Genomic DNA, 16,158 nt, shown 5'->3' with positions numbered 1-16,158 from the left:
GTCGTACCGTTTCCGCGAAAGGCCATGCCGATGAGCCATCACACCGATCCATTCGCCCCAGCGATCCATACCGGCCGCATCTGGCTGCGCACCGTCGCCGACCGGCTCGGCACCGACGACCGGATGGAGGCGCACCGGGCCCTGCGCGCCTGGCTGCACACCGTGCGCGACCGCCTCGACATCGGCGCGGCCGCACACCTGAGCGCCCAGCTGCCCACACTCCTGCGCGGTGTCTACTACGAGGGCTGGACGCCGGGAAGTGTTCCGGTGCGCCATGATCCGCAGTCGTTCCTGGAACAGTTCGCCCGGACGGCGGACATGTCGACGGAGGAAGCGAGGCGGATATCCGCGGCGGTCACCGATGCGCTGGCCCAGCTGTTCTCCCCCGGCCAGCTCGACCACGTGCTGGCACAGCTACCCGTACCCCTGCGGCGCGTGCTACTCGGTGCCGATTTCGGCGACATCCTCACCTCCGCAGGCATTTTCGAGACTCCGGAGGCGCAGCGATGACGATCCGGCACGCCCCTCTGTTCGTCATCGCGCTTCCCTTCGTGGTCACCGGCCTCGAACTCAGCGGCGCCTCGCCGCTGGCGATGCTCTCCGCCTTGTTCATCCTCGCCGTCCCGATCCTGTTGCTGCTCGTGCTGCCCGGATCGAAAAAGAACTGGAGCCGTCATGGGTGACTATGTCGCCACCTTCGATGAATTGCGATTGACCGATGCCGACCGCGCCGGCGGCAAGGGAGCCAATCTCGGCGAACTGGTCGCGGCGCGGCTGCCCGTGCCGCCGGGGTTCGTCGTGCTCAAATCCGCCTACGAAGAGGTGATCTGCGCGGGAACGCACGGCCCGGAACTCGACGAACTACACACCCGAGGGCTCGCGGCAGCGGTGGGCGCGACCCGCGACGAGGCGCAGCAGCTCGACGAGCTGTGCCGCCGCATGCGGGAATTCGTGCGCGACACCTCGATGTCGCCGGCCGTCCGTGATGCCGTGCTGTCTGCCTATCACCGGCTCGGCGACGCGGTTACCGTGGCCGTGCGGTCCTCGGCTGTCGGCGAGGACAGCGCGACCGCATCGTTCGCGGGGATGAACGTGTCCCACACCAATATTCACGGCGACGAGGAATTGATCACCGCGCTGACCGACTGCTGGGCATCGCTGTTCTCCCCGCGCGTGCTGACCTATCGGGCGCGGCGCGGCATGCACAATCGGCCCGAGATGGCCGTGGTGGTGCAGCGGATGGTGGCCGCCCGCACGGCCGGCGTGGCCTTCACCGCCGACCCTGCCACCGGTTCGCTCGATCGCATCGTCATCGACGCCGCGCGCGGCCAGGGCGAGGTGGTGGTGTCCGGCGCCGTCACACCCGACACCTACGTCCTCGACGCGGCCGGACCGACACTGCTGACCACCGAGGTCGGCAGTCAGAGCTTCGCCATCGTGGCCGGTTCCGACGGCGATCGGCGAATCCAGCTCTCCGAATCCGAAGCTGCGGCGCCGGCGCTCACCGACGACCAGGCCGTCGCCGTGGCCCGGCTCGCGCTCGAGGTGCAGGCGCACCACTCCGGCCGCCCCCAGGACGTCGAATGGGTCTTCGACGACGAGCACCTCTGGCTGGTGCAGGCGCGGCCCATCACCATCCTGCCCGGCGACACCGCGGTGAAATCTCCGGTGGCGCACACCGCCGAAGATCGGGTGCTGGTACGCGGCCTGGCCGCGGCGCCCGGCCGCGCCGCCGGTCCGGTGCGCGTATTGCGCTCACCCGCAGAGGGATCCGCGCTGGGCGACGGCGAGATCCTGGTCGCGCCCATGACGAACCCGGACTGGCTGCCCACCCTCTCGCGGGCCGCCGCGGTGGTGACCGACAGCGGCGGCATGACCTGCCACGCGGCCATCGTGGCCCGCGAACTCGGTATCCCGTGCATTGTCGGAGCGCGCACCGCCACCACCCAGCTGACCACCGGCCAGGAGGTCACCGTCGACGGGTCCGCAGGCCAGGTGTACGCCGGAAGCCTGCTTCCGGCCACGACCACCGCGGTGCCGCGCCCGGTCCCCGAGGCCACCGCACCCGAGACCACCGCGACCCGCGTCTACGTGAATCTGGCGCTGCCCGAAGCCGCCGAACGCGCCGCGGCCACCGACGCCGACGGAGTCGGCCTGCTGCGTGCCGAGGTGCTGCTGACCCAGGCGCTCGGCGGCCGCCATCCCCGCGATCTCATCGCCCGCGGCGAGGACGAGAAGTTCATCCAGAGCATGACGGCCTCCATCCACCGGATCAGCTCCGCCTTCGCGCCGCGCCCGGTCGTCTATCGGGCAAGTGATATGCGCAGCAACGAGTTCCGGGCACTCGAGGGCGGCGACCGCTACGAGCCCCAGGAGCACAACCCGATGATCGGGTTCCGGGGCTGCTACCGCTACGTCCGCCAGCCGGAGATGTTCCGCCTCGAACTGGCCGCGCTCGCACGCGTGCGCGAACAGACCCCGAACGTGCACCTGATGATCCCGTTCGTCCGCACCCGCTGGGAACTCGAGCAGTGCCTCGAGCTCGTCGACGCGAGCCCGCTCGGACGCCAGCGCGGCCTGCACCGCTGGGTCATGGCCGAGGTGCCGTCGGTGATGTACCGGCTACCGGAGTACGTGGAACTGGGGATCGACGGAATCTCCATCGGCAGCAACGATCTGACCCAGCTCATGCTGGGCGTGGACCGCGATTCCGAGGAGTGTGCCGAACTGTTCGACGAATCCGATGCGGCGGTGCTGGACGCCATCGAGCAGATCGTCACCACCGCCCGCCGGCTCGGCATCACCTCGTCGCTGTGCGGCCAGGCGCCGTCCACCCGTCCGGAATTCGTGGAGCATCTGGTACGTGCGGGCATCACGTCGGTGTCCGTCTCGCCCGATGCGGTCCAGCGCACCCGGCGCGCCGTCGCAGCCGCCGAACGGCGCGTGCTCCTGGATCGCGCGCTGGCCCAGCCGGACCGGCGGTAACGCCGCGAGTCACTCACCTGCACCATCGTCGTCGCGCGCGTGCCTAAACTGGAACAGCCGTAACGGAACCAGTTGCGCGCGCCCGACACGAGTGCAGGGAAGCCAGGAAATGACCGTTGAGCCTACCGACGGCTCCTACTCGGTACGCGACACCCTTTCCCAGCTGCGGCTGCGGGAATTGCTGACCGAGGTCAAGGACCGCGTCGAACAGATCATCGACGCTCGCGACCGCATGGATGGTCTGGTCGAGGCGATGCTCTCGGTGACCTCGGGGCTCGATCTGGACCAAACCCTGCGCACCATCGTGCACACCGCTATCAGCCTCGTCGACGCCCGCTACGGCGCGCTCGGCGTGCGCGCGGACGATCAGCTCGAACAGTTCATCTACGAGGGCATCGACGAGGAGATGCGAGCCCGGATCGGCGATCTCCCGGAGGGCCGCGGCGTGCTGGGTCTGCTGATCAGCCAGCCCAAGCCGATCCGCCTGGACAACATCGCCGATCATCCCTCGTCGGTCGGCTTTCCGGACCACCACCCACCGATGCGGACCTTCCTGGGCGTGCCCGTCCGGATCCGCGACGAGATCTTCGGCAACCTGTATCTGACCGAGAAGTCCAGCGGCCAACCCTTCACCGAGGACGACGAGGTCATCGTGCAGGCCCTCGCCGCGGCCGCCGGAATCGCGATCGACAACGCCAGGCTCTATCAGTCCACCCGCACCCGCCAAGCCTGGATCGAAGCCACCCGCGACATCGCCACCGAATTCCTGGCCGGAACCGATCCTGAGCAAGTGCTCACGCACCTCGTCACGCACACGCGCACCCTCACCGAATCGAAATGGGCGTTCCTCGCCGTCGACGAGGAAACCGACAGCAACCACGCCGACGCCGAGGGGCTACGGATCAGCAAGTGCGCCGGTCCGGACGATCACCGTCACACCGGAATGGTCCAGACGTCCGGGACGGCGATCGGACGAGCGTTCCGCCAGGGTCTGGCCCTGCGCCTCGACAACAGCGACGATCTCGGTCTCGACATCGCGCTCGACGCCGGACCCGCGCTGATCCTGCCGCTCAACACCCAGGAGTCGACCTTCGGCGTGCTGGTCATGGTCCGCCCGGCCGGCGCTCCCCCGTTCGCGGACGAATTACAGGAACTGGCAGGCGCTTTCACCGATCAGGCCGCGCTGGCGATCCAGCTGGCCGAGGCCCAGCAGCGCATGCGCGAACTCGACGTGCTGACCGATCGCGACCGCATCGCCCGCGACCTGCACGACCATGTCATCCAGCGGCTCTTCGCGGCCGGTCTGAGCCTGCAGGGCACCGTCGCCCGCGCCCGTTCGGCCGAAGTGCGCGACCGGATCTCGGACGTCATCAACGAATTGCAGGACGTGGTCCAGGAGATCCGCACCTCGATCTTCGACCTGCACGGCGGCGCGGCGAGCAGCACCCGGCTGCGGCAGCGGATCGAGGAGGTGATCCGCACGCACACCGCCGATACCGGCCTGCGCACGTCGTTGCGCATCACCGGGCCGCTGTCGGTGGTGGCGGCCGAACTCGCCGACCATGCCGAAGCCGTGGTGCGCGAAGCGGTTTCCAATGCGGTGCGACACGCCGGGGCCGCGACCGTCTCGGTGACCATCGACGTCTCCGACGATCTGACCGTGCTGATCGCCGACGACGGCTGCGGGATCCCCGAGAACATCACCCCGAGCGGGCTGCACAACCTGCAGCGCCGGGCCGAGGAGATGGGCGGAACCTTCTCCTTCGGCCGCAACCCCGAGGGAAAGGGAACCTTGCTGCACTGGGCGGTACCGCTGGGGTGAACCGGCCGCCGCCGAGTGATCCGGTCACTTGCCGCGCACGATGACAATCGGGCAGTCGACGCTGTGCAGCAGGGCGTTGCTGGTGGAGCCCAGGAGCATGCCGGCGAAGCCACCGCGCCCGTGGCTGCCGACGACCACCAGCTGCGCGTGTTCGGATTCGTCCAGCATCGACCGAACCGGGCGATCCTTCACCAGGATTCGCCGCACCGCGACATCGGGATAACGTTCGGCGTATCCGGCCATCTCCTCGCCGAAGGTCGCCCGCTCCTGCTCCTCGATGGTCTCCCACCCCGACATCGGCAGGTAGGGTCCGCTGACGTCGCTCCAGGCGTGCAGAGCGGTCAGGCCGGTCTTGCGCAGCGATGCCTCCTCGAACGCGAGTTCCAGCGCCGCAACGCTGTTCGGGGTGCCGTCGACGCCGACCAGCACCGGCTGCCGCGCCGATACCGGATCCGCGGCCGCGGTCGTGTGGATGACGGCGACCGGGCAGTGCGCGTGGTGGGTCACCGCCATGGCGACCGACCCCAGCAGCCCACGCCGGAGCGCACCGAGTCCGCGACTGCCGAGCACAACCATCCGGGCGTCCCGCGACAGGTCCATCAAGCGCGAGATGATCGGCTCCTCGGTGACTTCCGAGGACATCTCGACCCCTTCGCCGGGCAGCGTCTCGGACGCGATGCGGGTCGCCTCACCCACGACGCGTTCGCCGTCCAGTTCGAGCGACGCGATAGCGGGGGCATCGAGCACGGCGGTCGGCGGCAGCCCGGTCGGCGCGCAGATCGATGTGACGATGTGCAAGGGGGCTCCGTGCCGCGCGGCATCCAGCGCCCCCCAGGCCACCGCCTGGTAGGAGACGGCCGAGCCGTCCACGCCGACGACGATCGGTGGATTCGGATCCGCCTGCGGGGCAAGGTCTTCAGTCATTTGTGCGCTCCTGACTCTCGTGTCTTCGCTATTGCTCACCCGACAGGCTCAGGGATTCGAGCGGACGAACGACGTCCTCGAGCGGGAGCCGGGGTGTGGCGGGCACCGGTGCGGCGCTGGTCACCGCCCAGCCCATCCGGATGATCAGCTGCGGATAACCGAAGTCGCCCAGCAGATCCCGGCGGATCCGAGTACGCACACTGGTGACTTCGAGGGGTTCGCTCAGCGAGCAGGTGGCCAGACCCCGCGCGGTGGCCTCGAGCAATACCGCGCTCGCCACCTCGCCGGCGCGCAGCCAGCCCCGCAGATCATCCGAGGCGGTGCACACCAACAGCATTCGCGCGGCCTCCTCGGTGTCACTCACCACCGCTTCGGGCAGGCGGGGGTCGCCGAACGGCCGGACCGTCGCATCCGGCGGAACCACCGCGTTGCGCGCGGGTACGCCCTGCGCGCTGGCGTGGTGACCGCTCCATTCCGCCAGCTCGGCGTTGTAGCCGGCGTCACCGCGGTGCGCGGTCGCGGCGTCGACGAAAGCGCGCAGCAGTCGCGCGTGCTCCCCGTTCGTGTCGACCTCCCGGACCTGCACTCCCGGTACGTCCGCGCCCGCGGCGACGACCGCGGCTACCTGCGCGGGCGGCACCTCCCACGAGGTGAACCGGCGACGGTCGCTGCGCCGCCTGGCAATGGCGCGCGCCAGACGCGTAGCGGTCGCGTCGGGCTCGGCGTGGTGGAGTTCCAGGGCGGCGAGGTGTCTCGGCTCGGCGGGGTTCGGGAACCGGTGCACGACCGTATCCCAGCCGACCGCGCGCAATGCCACGCGCAGATGATGCAGCGCCGCACCACAACTCACCACCAGCTCCCGGCTGTCCGGATCGGTGTAGGGCAGCCGGCGGCTGTCGTCGGCGTAGAGGTGCACCGTGGTGTCGCCGACCCGCCACAGCCACGGCTGGGTGTTGTGCACCGACGGCGCCCGCACCGCCAGCGCCACGGCGGCGCGGATGGTGTCGTGATCGGGGAGAGTCGACATCGCCTGTCCTTCCTCGGAAATCTCGTGCCCTCACTCAGCATGGCCCGTGCGACAGGCCGCCGGTGACGGCCGAAAGTCACTGCCCGGCGGGTTCTTCGGCCCGGGTTTGCGATGGCCGACGGACGACCAGGACCGGGCACTGTGCCAGATGCAGCAGCGCGGTGCTCACCGAGCCCAGCCCCATCCCGGCGAATCCGCCCCGTCCGTGGCTGCCGACCACCACGAGCTGCGCGTTCTCGGCCTCCTCCAGCAGTGCGCGCACCGGGGTATCGGAGGACACGACCCGGTGCACGGTGACCTCCGGACAGCGCGCGGCGTAGCCGGCGAGGGCCGCTTCCAGCAGCACATCCTGGGTCTTGCGGATCGCTTCCCACCCCATCACGGGCAGGTCGAAGCCACCCGTATCACTCCACGCCTGCACCGCGATCAGGTCGGCCTTGCGCCGAGACGCCTCCCCGAAGGCGAGCTCGATGGCCGGCACGCTGTTCGCCGATCCGTCCACCCCGACCACCACCGGCTTCGACGCCGACGCCAGGTCCGTCTCCGAAACACCGTGCACCACCGCGACCGGACAGTGCGCCTGCCGGGCCAGCGCGGTACTCACCGACCCCAGCACCGCCCGCCCGATCGCGCCGAGCCCCCGATTGCCGACCACCAGCAGCCGCGCCCGTCGCGAGCGCTCGATCAGCGCGCCGATGATCATGTCGAAGATCAATTCGGTCCTGATGTGCAGGCTCTCCCCCGGCACGGCGTGGGCGGCGATACGTGCGGCGTCGGCGAGCACCTGCTGTCCCCGCTGCCGCAGGTCACGCCTGTCGTGGGGGTTCTGTTCCGTCGCCCCCGCCACGATCGGGTTCGCGTACGAGGTGACGATATGCAGCGGGCAGCCCTGCATGTCGGCTTCGACGGCGGCCCACATCACCGCCTGATAGGAGATCTCGGATCCGTCCGTGCCGACGACGATCCCCAGATCATCGTGATCCGAATGCTCGAAACTCGTTGCGGGAACAGCATTCTCTTCCATGACGTCTCCTGATTCGGCGGCTGCTCGGCTCATTCCGCGGGACGGACAACCATGATCGGGCAATGGGCGTGCTGGACCAGCGTGTGCGCCGTGGAACCCAGGAGCATGCTGGCGAAACCACCACGGCCGCGGCTGCCGACCACGACCAGTTGCGCGTGTTTCGACCACCCTCGCAGCGTGTCGGCCGGGGCGGACACATAGATGCGGCGGGTCACCTGCACGTCCGGATATTTCTCCTGGAAGCCCGCCAGTCGTTCGGTCAGCAGAGCTTCCTCGAGTCCGTCCACCTCGCCGAGGTCAGCGGTGGCTCGGTCGCCGAGGTATTCGCCGAAATTCCAATCGCTCCAGACATGTACGGCGACCAGGTCGGTGTGGCGTTCGGCGGCTTCGGCGAAGGCCGTGGCGATGGCGGCCTCGCTGACCGGGCTGCCGTCGACGCCGACGACGACCGGTCCGGACTCGCGGAGGGTGTCGTGCGCATCCGGATCCGGGCGCACCACGATCACAGGACTGTGGGCATGGGAGGTGACGGCGAACAGCGTGGATCCCAGATGGATGAACGTCCCGGCGTTTCCGGTCGCTCCGAGCACCACCGCGTAGGCGGCCGCGCTCAGCTCCACCAGCAGTCTGCTCGCATTGGTCGCCGAAAGCCGTGTCGCGGTCCGCAATCCGGGTTCGATCCGCAGCGCCATCTCCTCGGCCTCGCGAACGAGCTGCTGCCCCCGTGCCCGCGCCGCGTCGACCACCGACGGCGGCACCACCCCGGAGGGACTTCCGGAACTGCTGACTCCGCCCAGATCGAGGGCGTGCACGATCTGCAGCTCCCGGCGGCGCTGGGCGGCATAGCTCGCGGCCCAGCGCAGGGCGAGCTCCGATCCGAGCGATCCGTCCACTCCGACCACGACACCGGCCGAGGCCAATTGGTGCGGATCGTCGTAGTCCTCGTGTGTCATCACGTCCTCCTCTGTGGAACAGGCGTTTCGGGGCGGCCCGTGCCGGCCGGTGAGAAGCAGCTCGGCCGGGTCTCAGGTTCTTGCTGGTACAGCTCGGCGATGCGGGCGGGATGGCCGGGCCGGGTGCCCGGCGTGATCAGGGCGGCGGTGGCGGCGGCGATGCCCAGCCGCACCGCGTCGTCGACGGGGTTGCCGCGTGACAGGCCGACCGTCATGGCGCCCACCATGGCGTCGCCGGCCCCGATACCGCTGCGGACGGTCACCTCGAGCGACGGGAACCACTCGTCGTCGTGGCGCGTCACCGCCAGCGCGCCGCTCGCCCCCAGCGACACGACCACGATCTCGCAGACTCCCGCCAGGATGAGCTCCCGCGCGGCCGCGAGTTGCGACTTGCGGTCGGGCAGCGGATGACCGACGAGCTCGGCGAGCTCACGCACACTCGGTTTCAGGAGATGGACCCCACGCCGCACCGCGCGCAGCGCTGCACCCGACGTATCCAGGATCAGACGGACGCCCAGGTCGCGCAGTAGGTCCGCGAGAGTCTGATAGAGGTCGTCTGGGACGCCCGGCGGCAGACTGCCGCTCGCGACCACATAGTGGGAACCGACTGCCGCGCGTTCGATTTCGCTCAAGCAGAGATGCAGTTCCGGCGCGGTCACCCGGGGTCCCGGAAACACGAATCGGAACTGGTCGCCGGTTCCGTTGTCGGTGACCGCGAGGTTCTCGCGGGTATGGCCGGCGATCGGGATCGATCGCATCGGGACTCCGGCGTCACGGACCAGGTCCTCGAGCTGCCGCCCCGACGGGCCGCCCGCCGGGAAGATCGCGGTCACCGGCTCGCCGAGAGCCGCGATGGTGCGTGCAGCGTTGATTCCGCCACCGCCGGGATCGAATCGCGGTGGCGTGCAGCGGGTCTTGGAGGTCGGCCGGATGTGGTCCGCACCGGCGGCGATGTCGATCGCGGGATTCATGGTCAAGGTCACGATCGGCATCGGCCGCCTTCTCTCGGGTGTGGGCCCGTCCGGTTCGCGGGGCCGGGATGTCACTCAGCGGACTTGACTTCGACTGTCTTGACGGGGGATTCGGGTTCACCGATGGGAACACTGACAGTGAGGATGCCCTTGGCGTAACTCGCGTCGATGCCTTCCTCCTGAGCCCCCGGCGGCAGGACGACAGTGCGGAGGAAGGAGCCGTAGGTGAACTCCGAATGTCCCTTCGCCTCGTGTTTCTCGGTCCGCTCGGCCTTGATGGTCAGCTCCCCCTGATGCACGGACACCTCGATGTCCTTGGCCGGGTCCACACCGGGAATCTCGGCGCGCACCAGGTAACGCCCCTCCTCGAGGGTGTCCTCGACGCGCATCAGGTGGGTACCGAGCATCGGGATGGCGGGCGGCGCCACGGCGTTCCACAACTCGGCGAGGTCGGGCAGCAGCGAACCGGGCTGACGATGTACGGACAGCAGGCTCATGATCCCTCCTTCGAGAGGTAAACTGTTCTGACACACTAGATTTCACGCTCCGGACCACAGGTTCTATAGGGCATCGAGTCGTCGCTGCCGGGGACGGTGGTCCCTTCGCCGGTGACTTTGGTCCCGCGATCGCGGGTGCGCGGTCTCTAGCCGACGGGAGCGACGCGGCGAACCCTGGCTTCATGGAGACGAACATCCCCGCCGCGGTGACCGCTGAACCCGGTCCGGTCGTCGCCGGCATCGACGGCTCGCGGGTGGCCGTGCGCGCCGCCGAGTGGGCCGCGGCCGAGGCCATCGCCCGGCATACGCCACTGCGATTGGTCTCGGTCGTGCCCGCGATCGACAAACCCGCATTCCGGCCGGGCGGGCAACGGCACCGGGAGGCCCACGCGGCACTCGAGGACACGCGCTCCGCGATACTCACGCGGCACCCCGCTGGTGAGGGTGCGGACCCGCTCGAGATCAGCACCGCCGTGCTACGAGGGCAGGCCGATCGTGTGCTCGTCGAGCTCTCGCGGTCCGCGATGGTCATCGCACTGGGCGCCCGGGATGTCGGGTTTCTCTCCCACATGGTGCTGGGATCCACCGCGCTGGCGGTGACCCGTGAGGCGAGCTGCCCGGTCGCGCTGGTCGGACGGCCCGCAGCCGAGCACGGTTCGATCCTGGTCGTGGTCGGCACCTGGTACACAGCCCGTGCGGCCCTGCTCGCCGGGTTCCGTGCGGCACGGGACCGCGGCACGGATGTCACCGTGGCGCGGGTATGGCAGGGGCGGCAGTGGGCGTCACCACCCGATGACGCGATGTGGTCGGGGCTTCCGCCCGATCACCATGCGGCGACCTCGGTCGTCCCCGACGCCCAGCTGCGGCAGTATCGCCGCGACTTCCCCGATGTGGAGGTGCGGCCCGTCACGGTGGTCGGCGATGCCGCGACCGTGGTCGAACGCCTCGGCGCCACTGCGCAACTGGTCGTGATCGGGCATGATCCCGAGTCCGCTCATACGGCGCGTCTGGGCAGCATCACCCAGGATCTCGTCCGCCACGCGCCCTGCCCGGTGCTGGTGGTCCCGGACCCGCCCGGAACCGAGATCGTATCCCGCGATACGGCAACGACTTTCCCCCGGGTCGTCACGCGATGAGCGATCTCCGAGCCGGGAACCCGCACGCCGTGATCGACGATCTCGGGCTCGATCCGGCGGCTCAGGCCGTGCTCGCCGGGCGCTACCTGCTTCGCGACGACGCCGGCATCGTCCGCGAAACCCCCGGCGGCATGATGGATCGCGTGGCGGCCCATGTCGCCCGCGCCGAGGACGAATATCGACCAGGAGAATCGGCCCTCTGGTCCGAGCGCTTCTCCGCGGTGCTGCGTGCCCGCGAATTCCTGCCCAACTCACCGACTCTCATGAACGCCGGGACCTCGCTCGGCGTGCTCTCGGGCTGCTTCGTTCTCCCGATCGCCGATTCGCTGGAGTCCATCTTCTCCACCTTGCGTACCGCCGCATTGCTGCACCGGAGCGGGGCGGGTGCCGGATACTCGTTCTCCGAGCTACGCCCGCGCGGCGCACGCACCGCGAGTGGCGGCACCGCCAGCGGACCGGTGTCGTTCATCGGCCTCTACAACGCGGCGGCACAGGTGGTCCGGCTGGGCGGGCGCCGCCGGGCGGCCAATATGGCGGTGCTCGACGCGCATCACCCCGACATCGAGGAGTTCGTCGCGGCCAAATCCGACCGGGAGGCCCTGCCCACGTTCAACCTGTCGGTGGCGGTCACCGACGAGTTTCTGCACGCCGCGGACCAGGATCGCGCGCATCGGCTCATCGATCCGCATTCCGGCCGCCTCGTCCGGGAGGTCCGGGCTCGCGAGTTGTTCGATCGGATCGCCGAATTTGCCTGGCGCGGAGGCGAACCGGGACTGCTGTTCCTCGACGCGGTCAACCGCGCCAACCCGGTCCCGGATCTGGGCGCGTTGCGGACCACCAACCCGTGCGGCGAGGTACCGCTGGCCCCGTACGAGTCCTGCACGCTCGGATCGGTGAATCTCGCCCGCTTCGTCACCGGCGAGGGCCTCGACGAACAGCGGCTCGCACAGGTTGTCGCGATCGCGGTCCGCTTCCTCGACGACGTGCTCGACGTGTCCGAGTATCCCGTGCCCGAACTGGCCGCCGCCGCGCGTGCCACCCGCAAGATCGGCCTCGGGGTCATGGGTCTCGCGGAAATGCTTGCCGCCCTGGGCCTCCCGTACGACAGCACCGACGCCGTCCACTTCACCGGCGGGCTCATGGCGCGCATCGCCCGCTGGGCGCACGCCGCCTCCCGGCAGCTGGCCGCCGAGCGCGGCCCGTTCCCGCTGTTCCCCCACAGCCGGTGGGCCACCGGGGCCCCCATGCGCCACGCACAGGTCACCTCGATCGCACCCACCGGCACCATCTCGCTGATCGCAGGCACCTCCGCGGGCATCGAACCCCTCTACGGCCTTGCCTACACCCGGCATATCCTCGGACGCGACTTCCCGCATATCGATCCCCTGTTCCGGGCACGCGCCACGGCCGCAGGGGCGTGGTCCACCGTCTTGGAAGACGAAATCCGCTCTACCGGAACAGCTTCCGATGCGACCGGACTGCCGGATGAGCTCCGCCGTACATTTGTCACCGCATACGAAATCGAGCCGATCTGGCACATCCGGATGCAGGCCGCCGTCCAACGCCACACCGACGCCGCGGTCTCGAAGACGGTCAACCTCCCCGAATCCGCAACCCCCGACGACGTACGCCGGGTCTTCCAGCGCGCCTGGCAGGCCGGCGCGAAGGGCATCACCGTCTACCGTTCCGGCACCCGCCCCGGCCAGGTGCTGCGCTGCACCGACGCCGAGTCGTGCGAGAGCCGGTAACCGGGGAACCGTCCCTCCGACGTGGGATGATCACTGGACCCAGTCGGTGCGTGTCACTCGACGTCGGGTTCGCCCGAGAGGCGCAGGACAGCGTCACGTGTGGTGCCCTGCAATAGAACTGCCGCCGCCCAGTCGATGCCCATCGCGCGGTTCGCCCGGCCCACCGCGATGTCGATCGAGCCTCGCCGCGGAAAACGGTGTCCGGGACGCAGAATCGTCCGGGTGCCGCGGATACCGATCGGAACGACGACCGCGCCGGTCTGGGCCGCGACAACGAACGCGCCCATATGAAAAGGCCGCACTCCGGCAGTGCGAGACGCCGCGCCCTCCGGGAAGATCACCAGCGACTGCCCGGCTCGGACGCGGCCGACGAGATGGCCGGTGTCGGCAACGCCCTGCCCGCGTTCATGTCGTTCAACGAACTCCGCCCCGAGGCGCCTGAGCACGAATCCACTGAGCGGCCGATCGCGGAACAGCTCGCCCGCGATGAAACACCAGGTGCGCGGCAGCATTGCGGCCAGTGCGAGTCCGTCGAGCCAGCTTTGATGGTTCGGCACGACGATCAACGGTCCCTCCGGCAAGTGTTCGAGGCCGTGCACGGCGACGTCGGTTCCGGTGAGGCGGGCGAGGATCCGGGCCGCCACACGGATCGTCGCCCAGCGCGGGGGCACACTCGGCAGCAGTGCCAGCATGATGACCACCGGTGCCGCCAGCAGCAGCAACAGCATCCATGCGTAGGCGGCGAAGAGGACGGTGACCGCGCTCTGCCAGGAGCGGCGCACGGACGGTCCTGCCGCACGCAGCCACAGCCGCGTCAGCTCCCACCACACCGGCCGCGACGGCGCATGAATCTTCCCTTGCTCGTATTTCTCTCGGCTGGCGGCCCGCCGGATCTTGCCGCTCGAAGTCTTGGGCACCGTGTGCGGTGGCGCGAGCACCACGTCGTCGGGGGCCGCACCGAGCAGGTCCACCGTCTTCGAGATGATCTGGCTGCGTAGGGATGCTGTGGCCTGATCACCGGGAGTTCGGACTTCGGCCATCACCACCAGCCGCTCGGAACCGCCATGACGGTCCGGAGCGGAGAACACGGCTACACAGCCCTTGCGGACGCCCTCGAGATCGCCGACGGCCTCTTCGAGTTCGGCGGGGTGCAGATTGCGCCCGGCGCGGATGATCACATCCTTGACACGGCCGGTGACGTAGAGGTCGCCCCCGGCCAGATAGCCCAGGTCGCCACTGTCGAGCCAGTCGCCGCGGAACAGCGAGCGGGTCGCGTCCGGGTTGTTGAAGTAGCCGGCTGTCGCCGACGGGCCTCGGAACTCGATACGCCCCTCACAGCGGTCGGCCAACTCGATACCCGCACGGTCCACGATCCGCACCTCGTGTCCTGGCAGTGGTCTGCCACAGGCGACGAAGGACAGGGCCTGTGGGGCATCGGGTTCGGCGGGGACAGCTCGTCCGGAACGGAGAAACTCCTCACGGTCGATGCGGTCGATGAGGGGCGTGCGTTCCAGCGGCGGGAAGGTCAGCCCGACCGAGGTTTCGGCGAGCCCGTACACCGGTGTCATAGCGGTCGGCCGCAGTCCGAACCGGGTGAAGCGGAGGCCGAATCGCTGAATGGTCGCGGGACTCACGGGCTCGGAGCCGTTGTAGGCCAACCGCCACGAACCGAGGTCGATGCCCTCGAGCTCGGAGTCATCGATCCTGGTGAGGCAAAGCTCGTAGGCGAAGTTCGGACCGGCGGAAATCGTGCCCCGGTTGGTGTGGATCGCCCTCAGCCACCGCGCCGGTCGGGCCAAGAACACCTGAGGGCCCATAACCACCAGCGGGATGCCGAAATACAAGGGTGAGAGCCATGCCCCGATCAGACCCATGTCGTGGTACAGCGGCAGCCAACTGACGAACGTGTCCGCCGCCGACACTCCCGCGGCCCGCCCCATCGCCCTGATGTCGGCCACTAGGTTCTCATGGGTCAGTGCGACGCCTTTGGGCTCGCCGGTACTACCCGAGGTGTATTGGACCAGAGCGAGATCCAGGGACCGGGGCCGCGGAAGATCACCGGTGGAGGACGCGTCGAGGTCATCCGGGACGACGACCTCGCGCAGGCCGTCGACGCTCGAGCGCAGCAACTGGCCGAGGGCAATGGCCTCGGGCACGGTGACCAGGAGCGTGGCCCCGGCGTTGGACAGGATGCCGATGTGACGCCTCAGATGATCCGCCAGCTGGGAAGGGCGGGACGGTGGATACAGCGGCACCGGCACGGCCGCGGCGAGCATTACGCCGGCGAAGGTGACGAAGTACGCCCGGCTGGTCGGCAGCATGAGAGCAACTCGATCGCCGGGTGCGATGTCGCGCGCCAGTAAACCGGCCGCGACCGCCGCGGCCTCGCGGTAGAGAGCCCCGTAGGTCAGATCCTCGGGCCTGCCCGACTCGTCGAGAATTCGAATGTGCAATCGATCCGGCGTCGCGTGCGCATGGAGGGCGAGGGCTTCGACCACCGTCGACGCCTCCACCGGCGCCGCGCCGCCCGCGGCAGTGGCGGGCGGCGAGACGGCGTGCCCCTCCTCGCCCACCGGACTGCGGCCGCGTTCGAGAGCACGCAACAGATCTCGCGGAGTCTCGGCACTGGTCAAGATGTGAGAGGGCACCACCACCCGCACCGCGGCCTGCACACGTTGTAGCAGCTCGGCCAGTTCCAGACTGCCGATGCCCAGATCGTCGAACCGGCTGTCGAGCGTGACGGCCACCCGAAACCCATGGGGACGAACCTCGGCCACCAGCTCGCGGACCAACGAGAGAACAAGGGTGGCACGCTCGTCACTCGCCATCGGCCCGGAAGCCGATTCCGGCCGTCCGGAGCCGCGCTCGGAGAACGAATCAACCACCTGGGAGCCTCCCTCCCGGCCATCGCCGTGACGGGGTGGGCGCGACAGCGGCCGCTACGCCCGCACCATGCCCCGACCTGATATCGGATTGCCCTGACGAGTCCACGATCCGCTGGTCGATCAGTGGGCGATGCGGCCTTTGGTCCTGGTCACGACACCTGAGCGGAGCGCGCCCTGCGGGCCGAA

The 16,158-nt window shown here is 69.3% G+C and carries 13 protein-coding genes; 6 read left to right on the top strand and 7 right to left on the bottom strand.

Translation table 11 applies throughout. From position 1 onward, the window contains the following. Positions 1-30: 30 nt before the first annotated feature. The 4 genes from AB0L60_RS26095 to AB0L60_RS26080 all read left to right on the top strand — a co-directional run bounded on the left by AB0L60_RS26095 (position 31) and on the right by AB0L60_RS26080 (position 4,807). The gene (locus AB0L60_RS26095; RefSeq protein ID WP_364618521.1) at positions 31-510 is read left to right on the top strand and encodes a DUF2267 domain-containing protein; all 480 of its coding nucleotides are present in this window, start codon (positions 31-33) and stop codon (positions 508-510) included. Then, positions 507-683: a hypothetical protein gene (locus AB0L60_RS26090; protein ID WP_364618518.1), complete on the top strand. Its 177-nt coding sequence runs from the start codon at positions 507-509 to the stop codon at positions 681-683. The genes AB0L60_RS26095 and AB0L60_RS26090 overlap by 4 nt, the downstream gene beginning before the upstream one ends. Further along, on the top strand, positions 676-2,985 hold the full coding sequence (gene ppsA / locus AB0L60_RS26085; protein ID WP_364618516.1) for a phosphoenolpyruvate synthase: 2,310 nt from the start codon (positions 676-678) through the stop codon (positions 2,983-2,985). The genes AB0L60_RS26090 and ppsA overlap by 8 nt, the downstream gene beginning before the upstream one ends. Positions 2,986-3,094: 109 nt before the next feature. Then, positions 3,095-4,807, top strand: coding sequence for a GAF domain-containing sensor histidine kinase (locus AB0L60_RS26080; protein WP_364618513.1), 1,713 nt, complete (start codon positions 3,095-3,097; stop codon positions 4,805-4,807). Positions 4,808-4,831: 24 nt separating this feature from the next. Here the strand turns inward: AB0L60_RS26080 and AB0L60_RS26075 are convergent, their stop codons facing one another. From AB0L60_RS26075 to AB0L60_RS26050, 6 genes are all read right to left on the bottom strand, one after another. Next, positions 4,832-5,731 (bottom strand): universal stress protein, encoded by a 900-nt coding sequence (locus AB0L60_RS26075; protein WP_364618510.1) that lies wholly within the window; start codon positions 5,729-5,731, stop codon positions 4,832-4,834. A gap of 28 nt (positions 5,732-5,759) precedes the next feature. Next, positions 5,760-6,758: an NAD(P)H nitroreductase gene (locus AB0L60_RS26070; RefSeq protein ID WP_364618507.1), complete on the bottom strand. Its 999-nt coding sequence runs from the start codon at positions 6,756-6,758 to the stop codon at positions 5,760-5,762. Between the two features lie 76 nt (positions 6,759-6,834). Further along, the gene (locus tag AB0L60_RS26065; protein ID WP_364618504.1) at positions 6,835-7,782 is read right to left on the bottom strand and encodes a universal stress protein; all 948 of its coding nucleotides are present in this window, start codon (positions 7,780-7,782) and stop codon (positions 6,835-6,837) included. A gap of 29 nt (positions 7,783-7,811) precedes the next feature. Beyond that, a complete protein-coding gene (locus AB0L60_RS26060) occupies positions 7,812-8,735 on the bottom strand; it encodes a universal stress protein (protein ID WP_364618501.1) in 924 nt (307 codons plus the stop codon). Beyond that, positions 8,735-9,727 carry a 1-phosphofructokinase family hexose kinase gene (locus tag AB0L60_RS26055; protein WP_364618498.1) on the bottom strand — a complete coding sequence of 331 codons (993 nt, stop codon included), beginning with the start codon at positions 9,725-9,727 and terminating at the stop codon, positions 8,735-8,737. Before AB0L60_RS26055 ends, AB0L60_RS26060 begins: the two co-directional genes overlap by 1 nt. A 50-nt stretch (positions 9,728-9,777) precedes the next feature. Beyond that, the gene (locus AB0L60_RS26050; protein WP_364618496.1) at positions 9,778-10,203 is read right to left on the bottom strand and encodes an Hsp20/alpha crystallin family protein; all 426 of its coding nucleotides are present in this window, start codon (positions 10,201-10,203) and stop codon (positions 9,778-9,780) included. Positions 10,204-10,385: 182 nt separating this feature from the next. Here AB0L60_RS26050 and AB0L60_RS26045 point away from each other — a divergent pair, with 182 nt between their 5' ends. Beyond that, entirely contained in the window at positions 10,386-11,339 is a 954-nt protein-coding gene (locus AB0L60_RS26045; protein ID WP_364618494.1) for a universal stress protein, read from the top strand. Beyond that, positions 11,336-13,087: an adenosylcobalamin-dependent ribonucleoside-diphosphate reductase gene (locus AB0L60_RS26040; RefSeq protein ID WP_364618491.1), complete on the top strand. Its 1,752-nt coding sequence runs from the start codon at positions 11,336-11,338 to the stop codon at positions 13,085-13,087. Before AB0L60_RS26045 ends, AB0L60_RS26040 begins: the two co-directional genes overlap by 4 nt. A 53-nt stretch (positions 13,088-13,140) precedes the next feature. Here the strand turns inward: AB0L60_RS26040 and AB0L60_RS26035 are convergent, their stop codons facing one another. Further along, positions 13,141-15,972 carry an AMP-binding protein gene (locus tag AB0L60_RS26035; protein WP_364618488.1) on the bottom strand — a complete coding sequence of 944 codons (2,832 nt, stop codon included), beginning with the start codon at positions 15,970-15,972 and terminating at the stop codon, positions 13,141-13,143. Between the last annotated feature and the right edge of the window lie 186 nt (positions 15,973-16,158).

It is taken from the genome of Nocardia sp. NPDC051981, from assembly GCF_040680715.1.
Taxonomy (GTDB): Bacteria; Actinomycetota; Actinomycetes; order Mycobacteriales; family Mycobacteriaceae; genus Nocardia.
This window is presented reverse-complemented; position numbering and strand designations above follow the sequence as displayed.

Bases quoted from the DNA above. Each gene is read 5' to 3' on its own strand.
- AB0L60_RS26065 (WP_364618504.1), bottom strand. From the start codon at position 7,782: ATGGAAGAGAATGCTGTTCCCGCAACGAGTTTCGAGCATTCGGATCAC.
- AB0L60_RS26080 (WP_364618513.1), top strand. From the start codon at position 3,095: ATGACCGTTGAGCCTACCGACGGCTCCTACTCGGTACGCGACACCCTT.
- AB0L60_RS26040 (WP_364618491.1), top strand. From the start codon at position 11,336: ATGAGCGATCTCCGAGCCGGGAACCCGCACGCCGTGATCGACGATCTC.
- AB0L60_RS26050 (WP_364618496.1), bottom strand. From the start codon at position 10,203: ATGAGCCTGCTGTCCGTACATCGTCAGCCCGGTTCGCTGCTGCCCGAC.
- ppsA (WP_364618516.1), top strand. From the start codon at position 676: ATGGGTGACTATGTCGCCACCTTCGATGAATTGCGATTGACCGATGCC.
- AB0L60_RS26045 (WP_364618494.1), top strand. From the start codon at position 10,386: ATGGAGACGAACATCCCCGCCGCGGTGACCGCTGAACCCGGTCCGGTC.
- AB0L60_RS26095 (WP_364618521.1), top strand. From the start codon at position 31: ATGAGCCATCACACCGATCCATTCGCCCCAGCGATCCATACCGGCCGC.
- AB0L60_RS26090 (WP_364618518.1), top strand. From the start codon at position 507: ATGACGATCCGGCACGCCCCTCTGTTCGTCATCGCGCTTCCCTTCGTG.
- AB0L60_RS26075 (WP_364618510.1), bottom strand. From the start codon at position 5,731: ATGACTGAAGACCTTGCCCCGCAGGCGGATCCGAATCCACCGATCGTC.
- AB0L60_RS26055 (WP_364618498.1), bottom strand. From the start codon at position 9,727: ATGCCGATCGTGACCTTGACCATGAATCCCGCGATCGACATCGCCGCC.
- AB0L60_RS26070 (WP_364618507.1), bottom strand. From the start codon at position 6,758: ATGTCGACTCTCCCCGATCACGACACCATCCGCGCCGCCGTGGCGCTG.
- AB0L60_RS26060 (WP_364618501.1), bottom strand. From the start codon at position 8,735: ATGACACACGAGGACTACGACGATCCGCACCAATTGGCCTCGGCCGGT.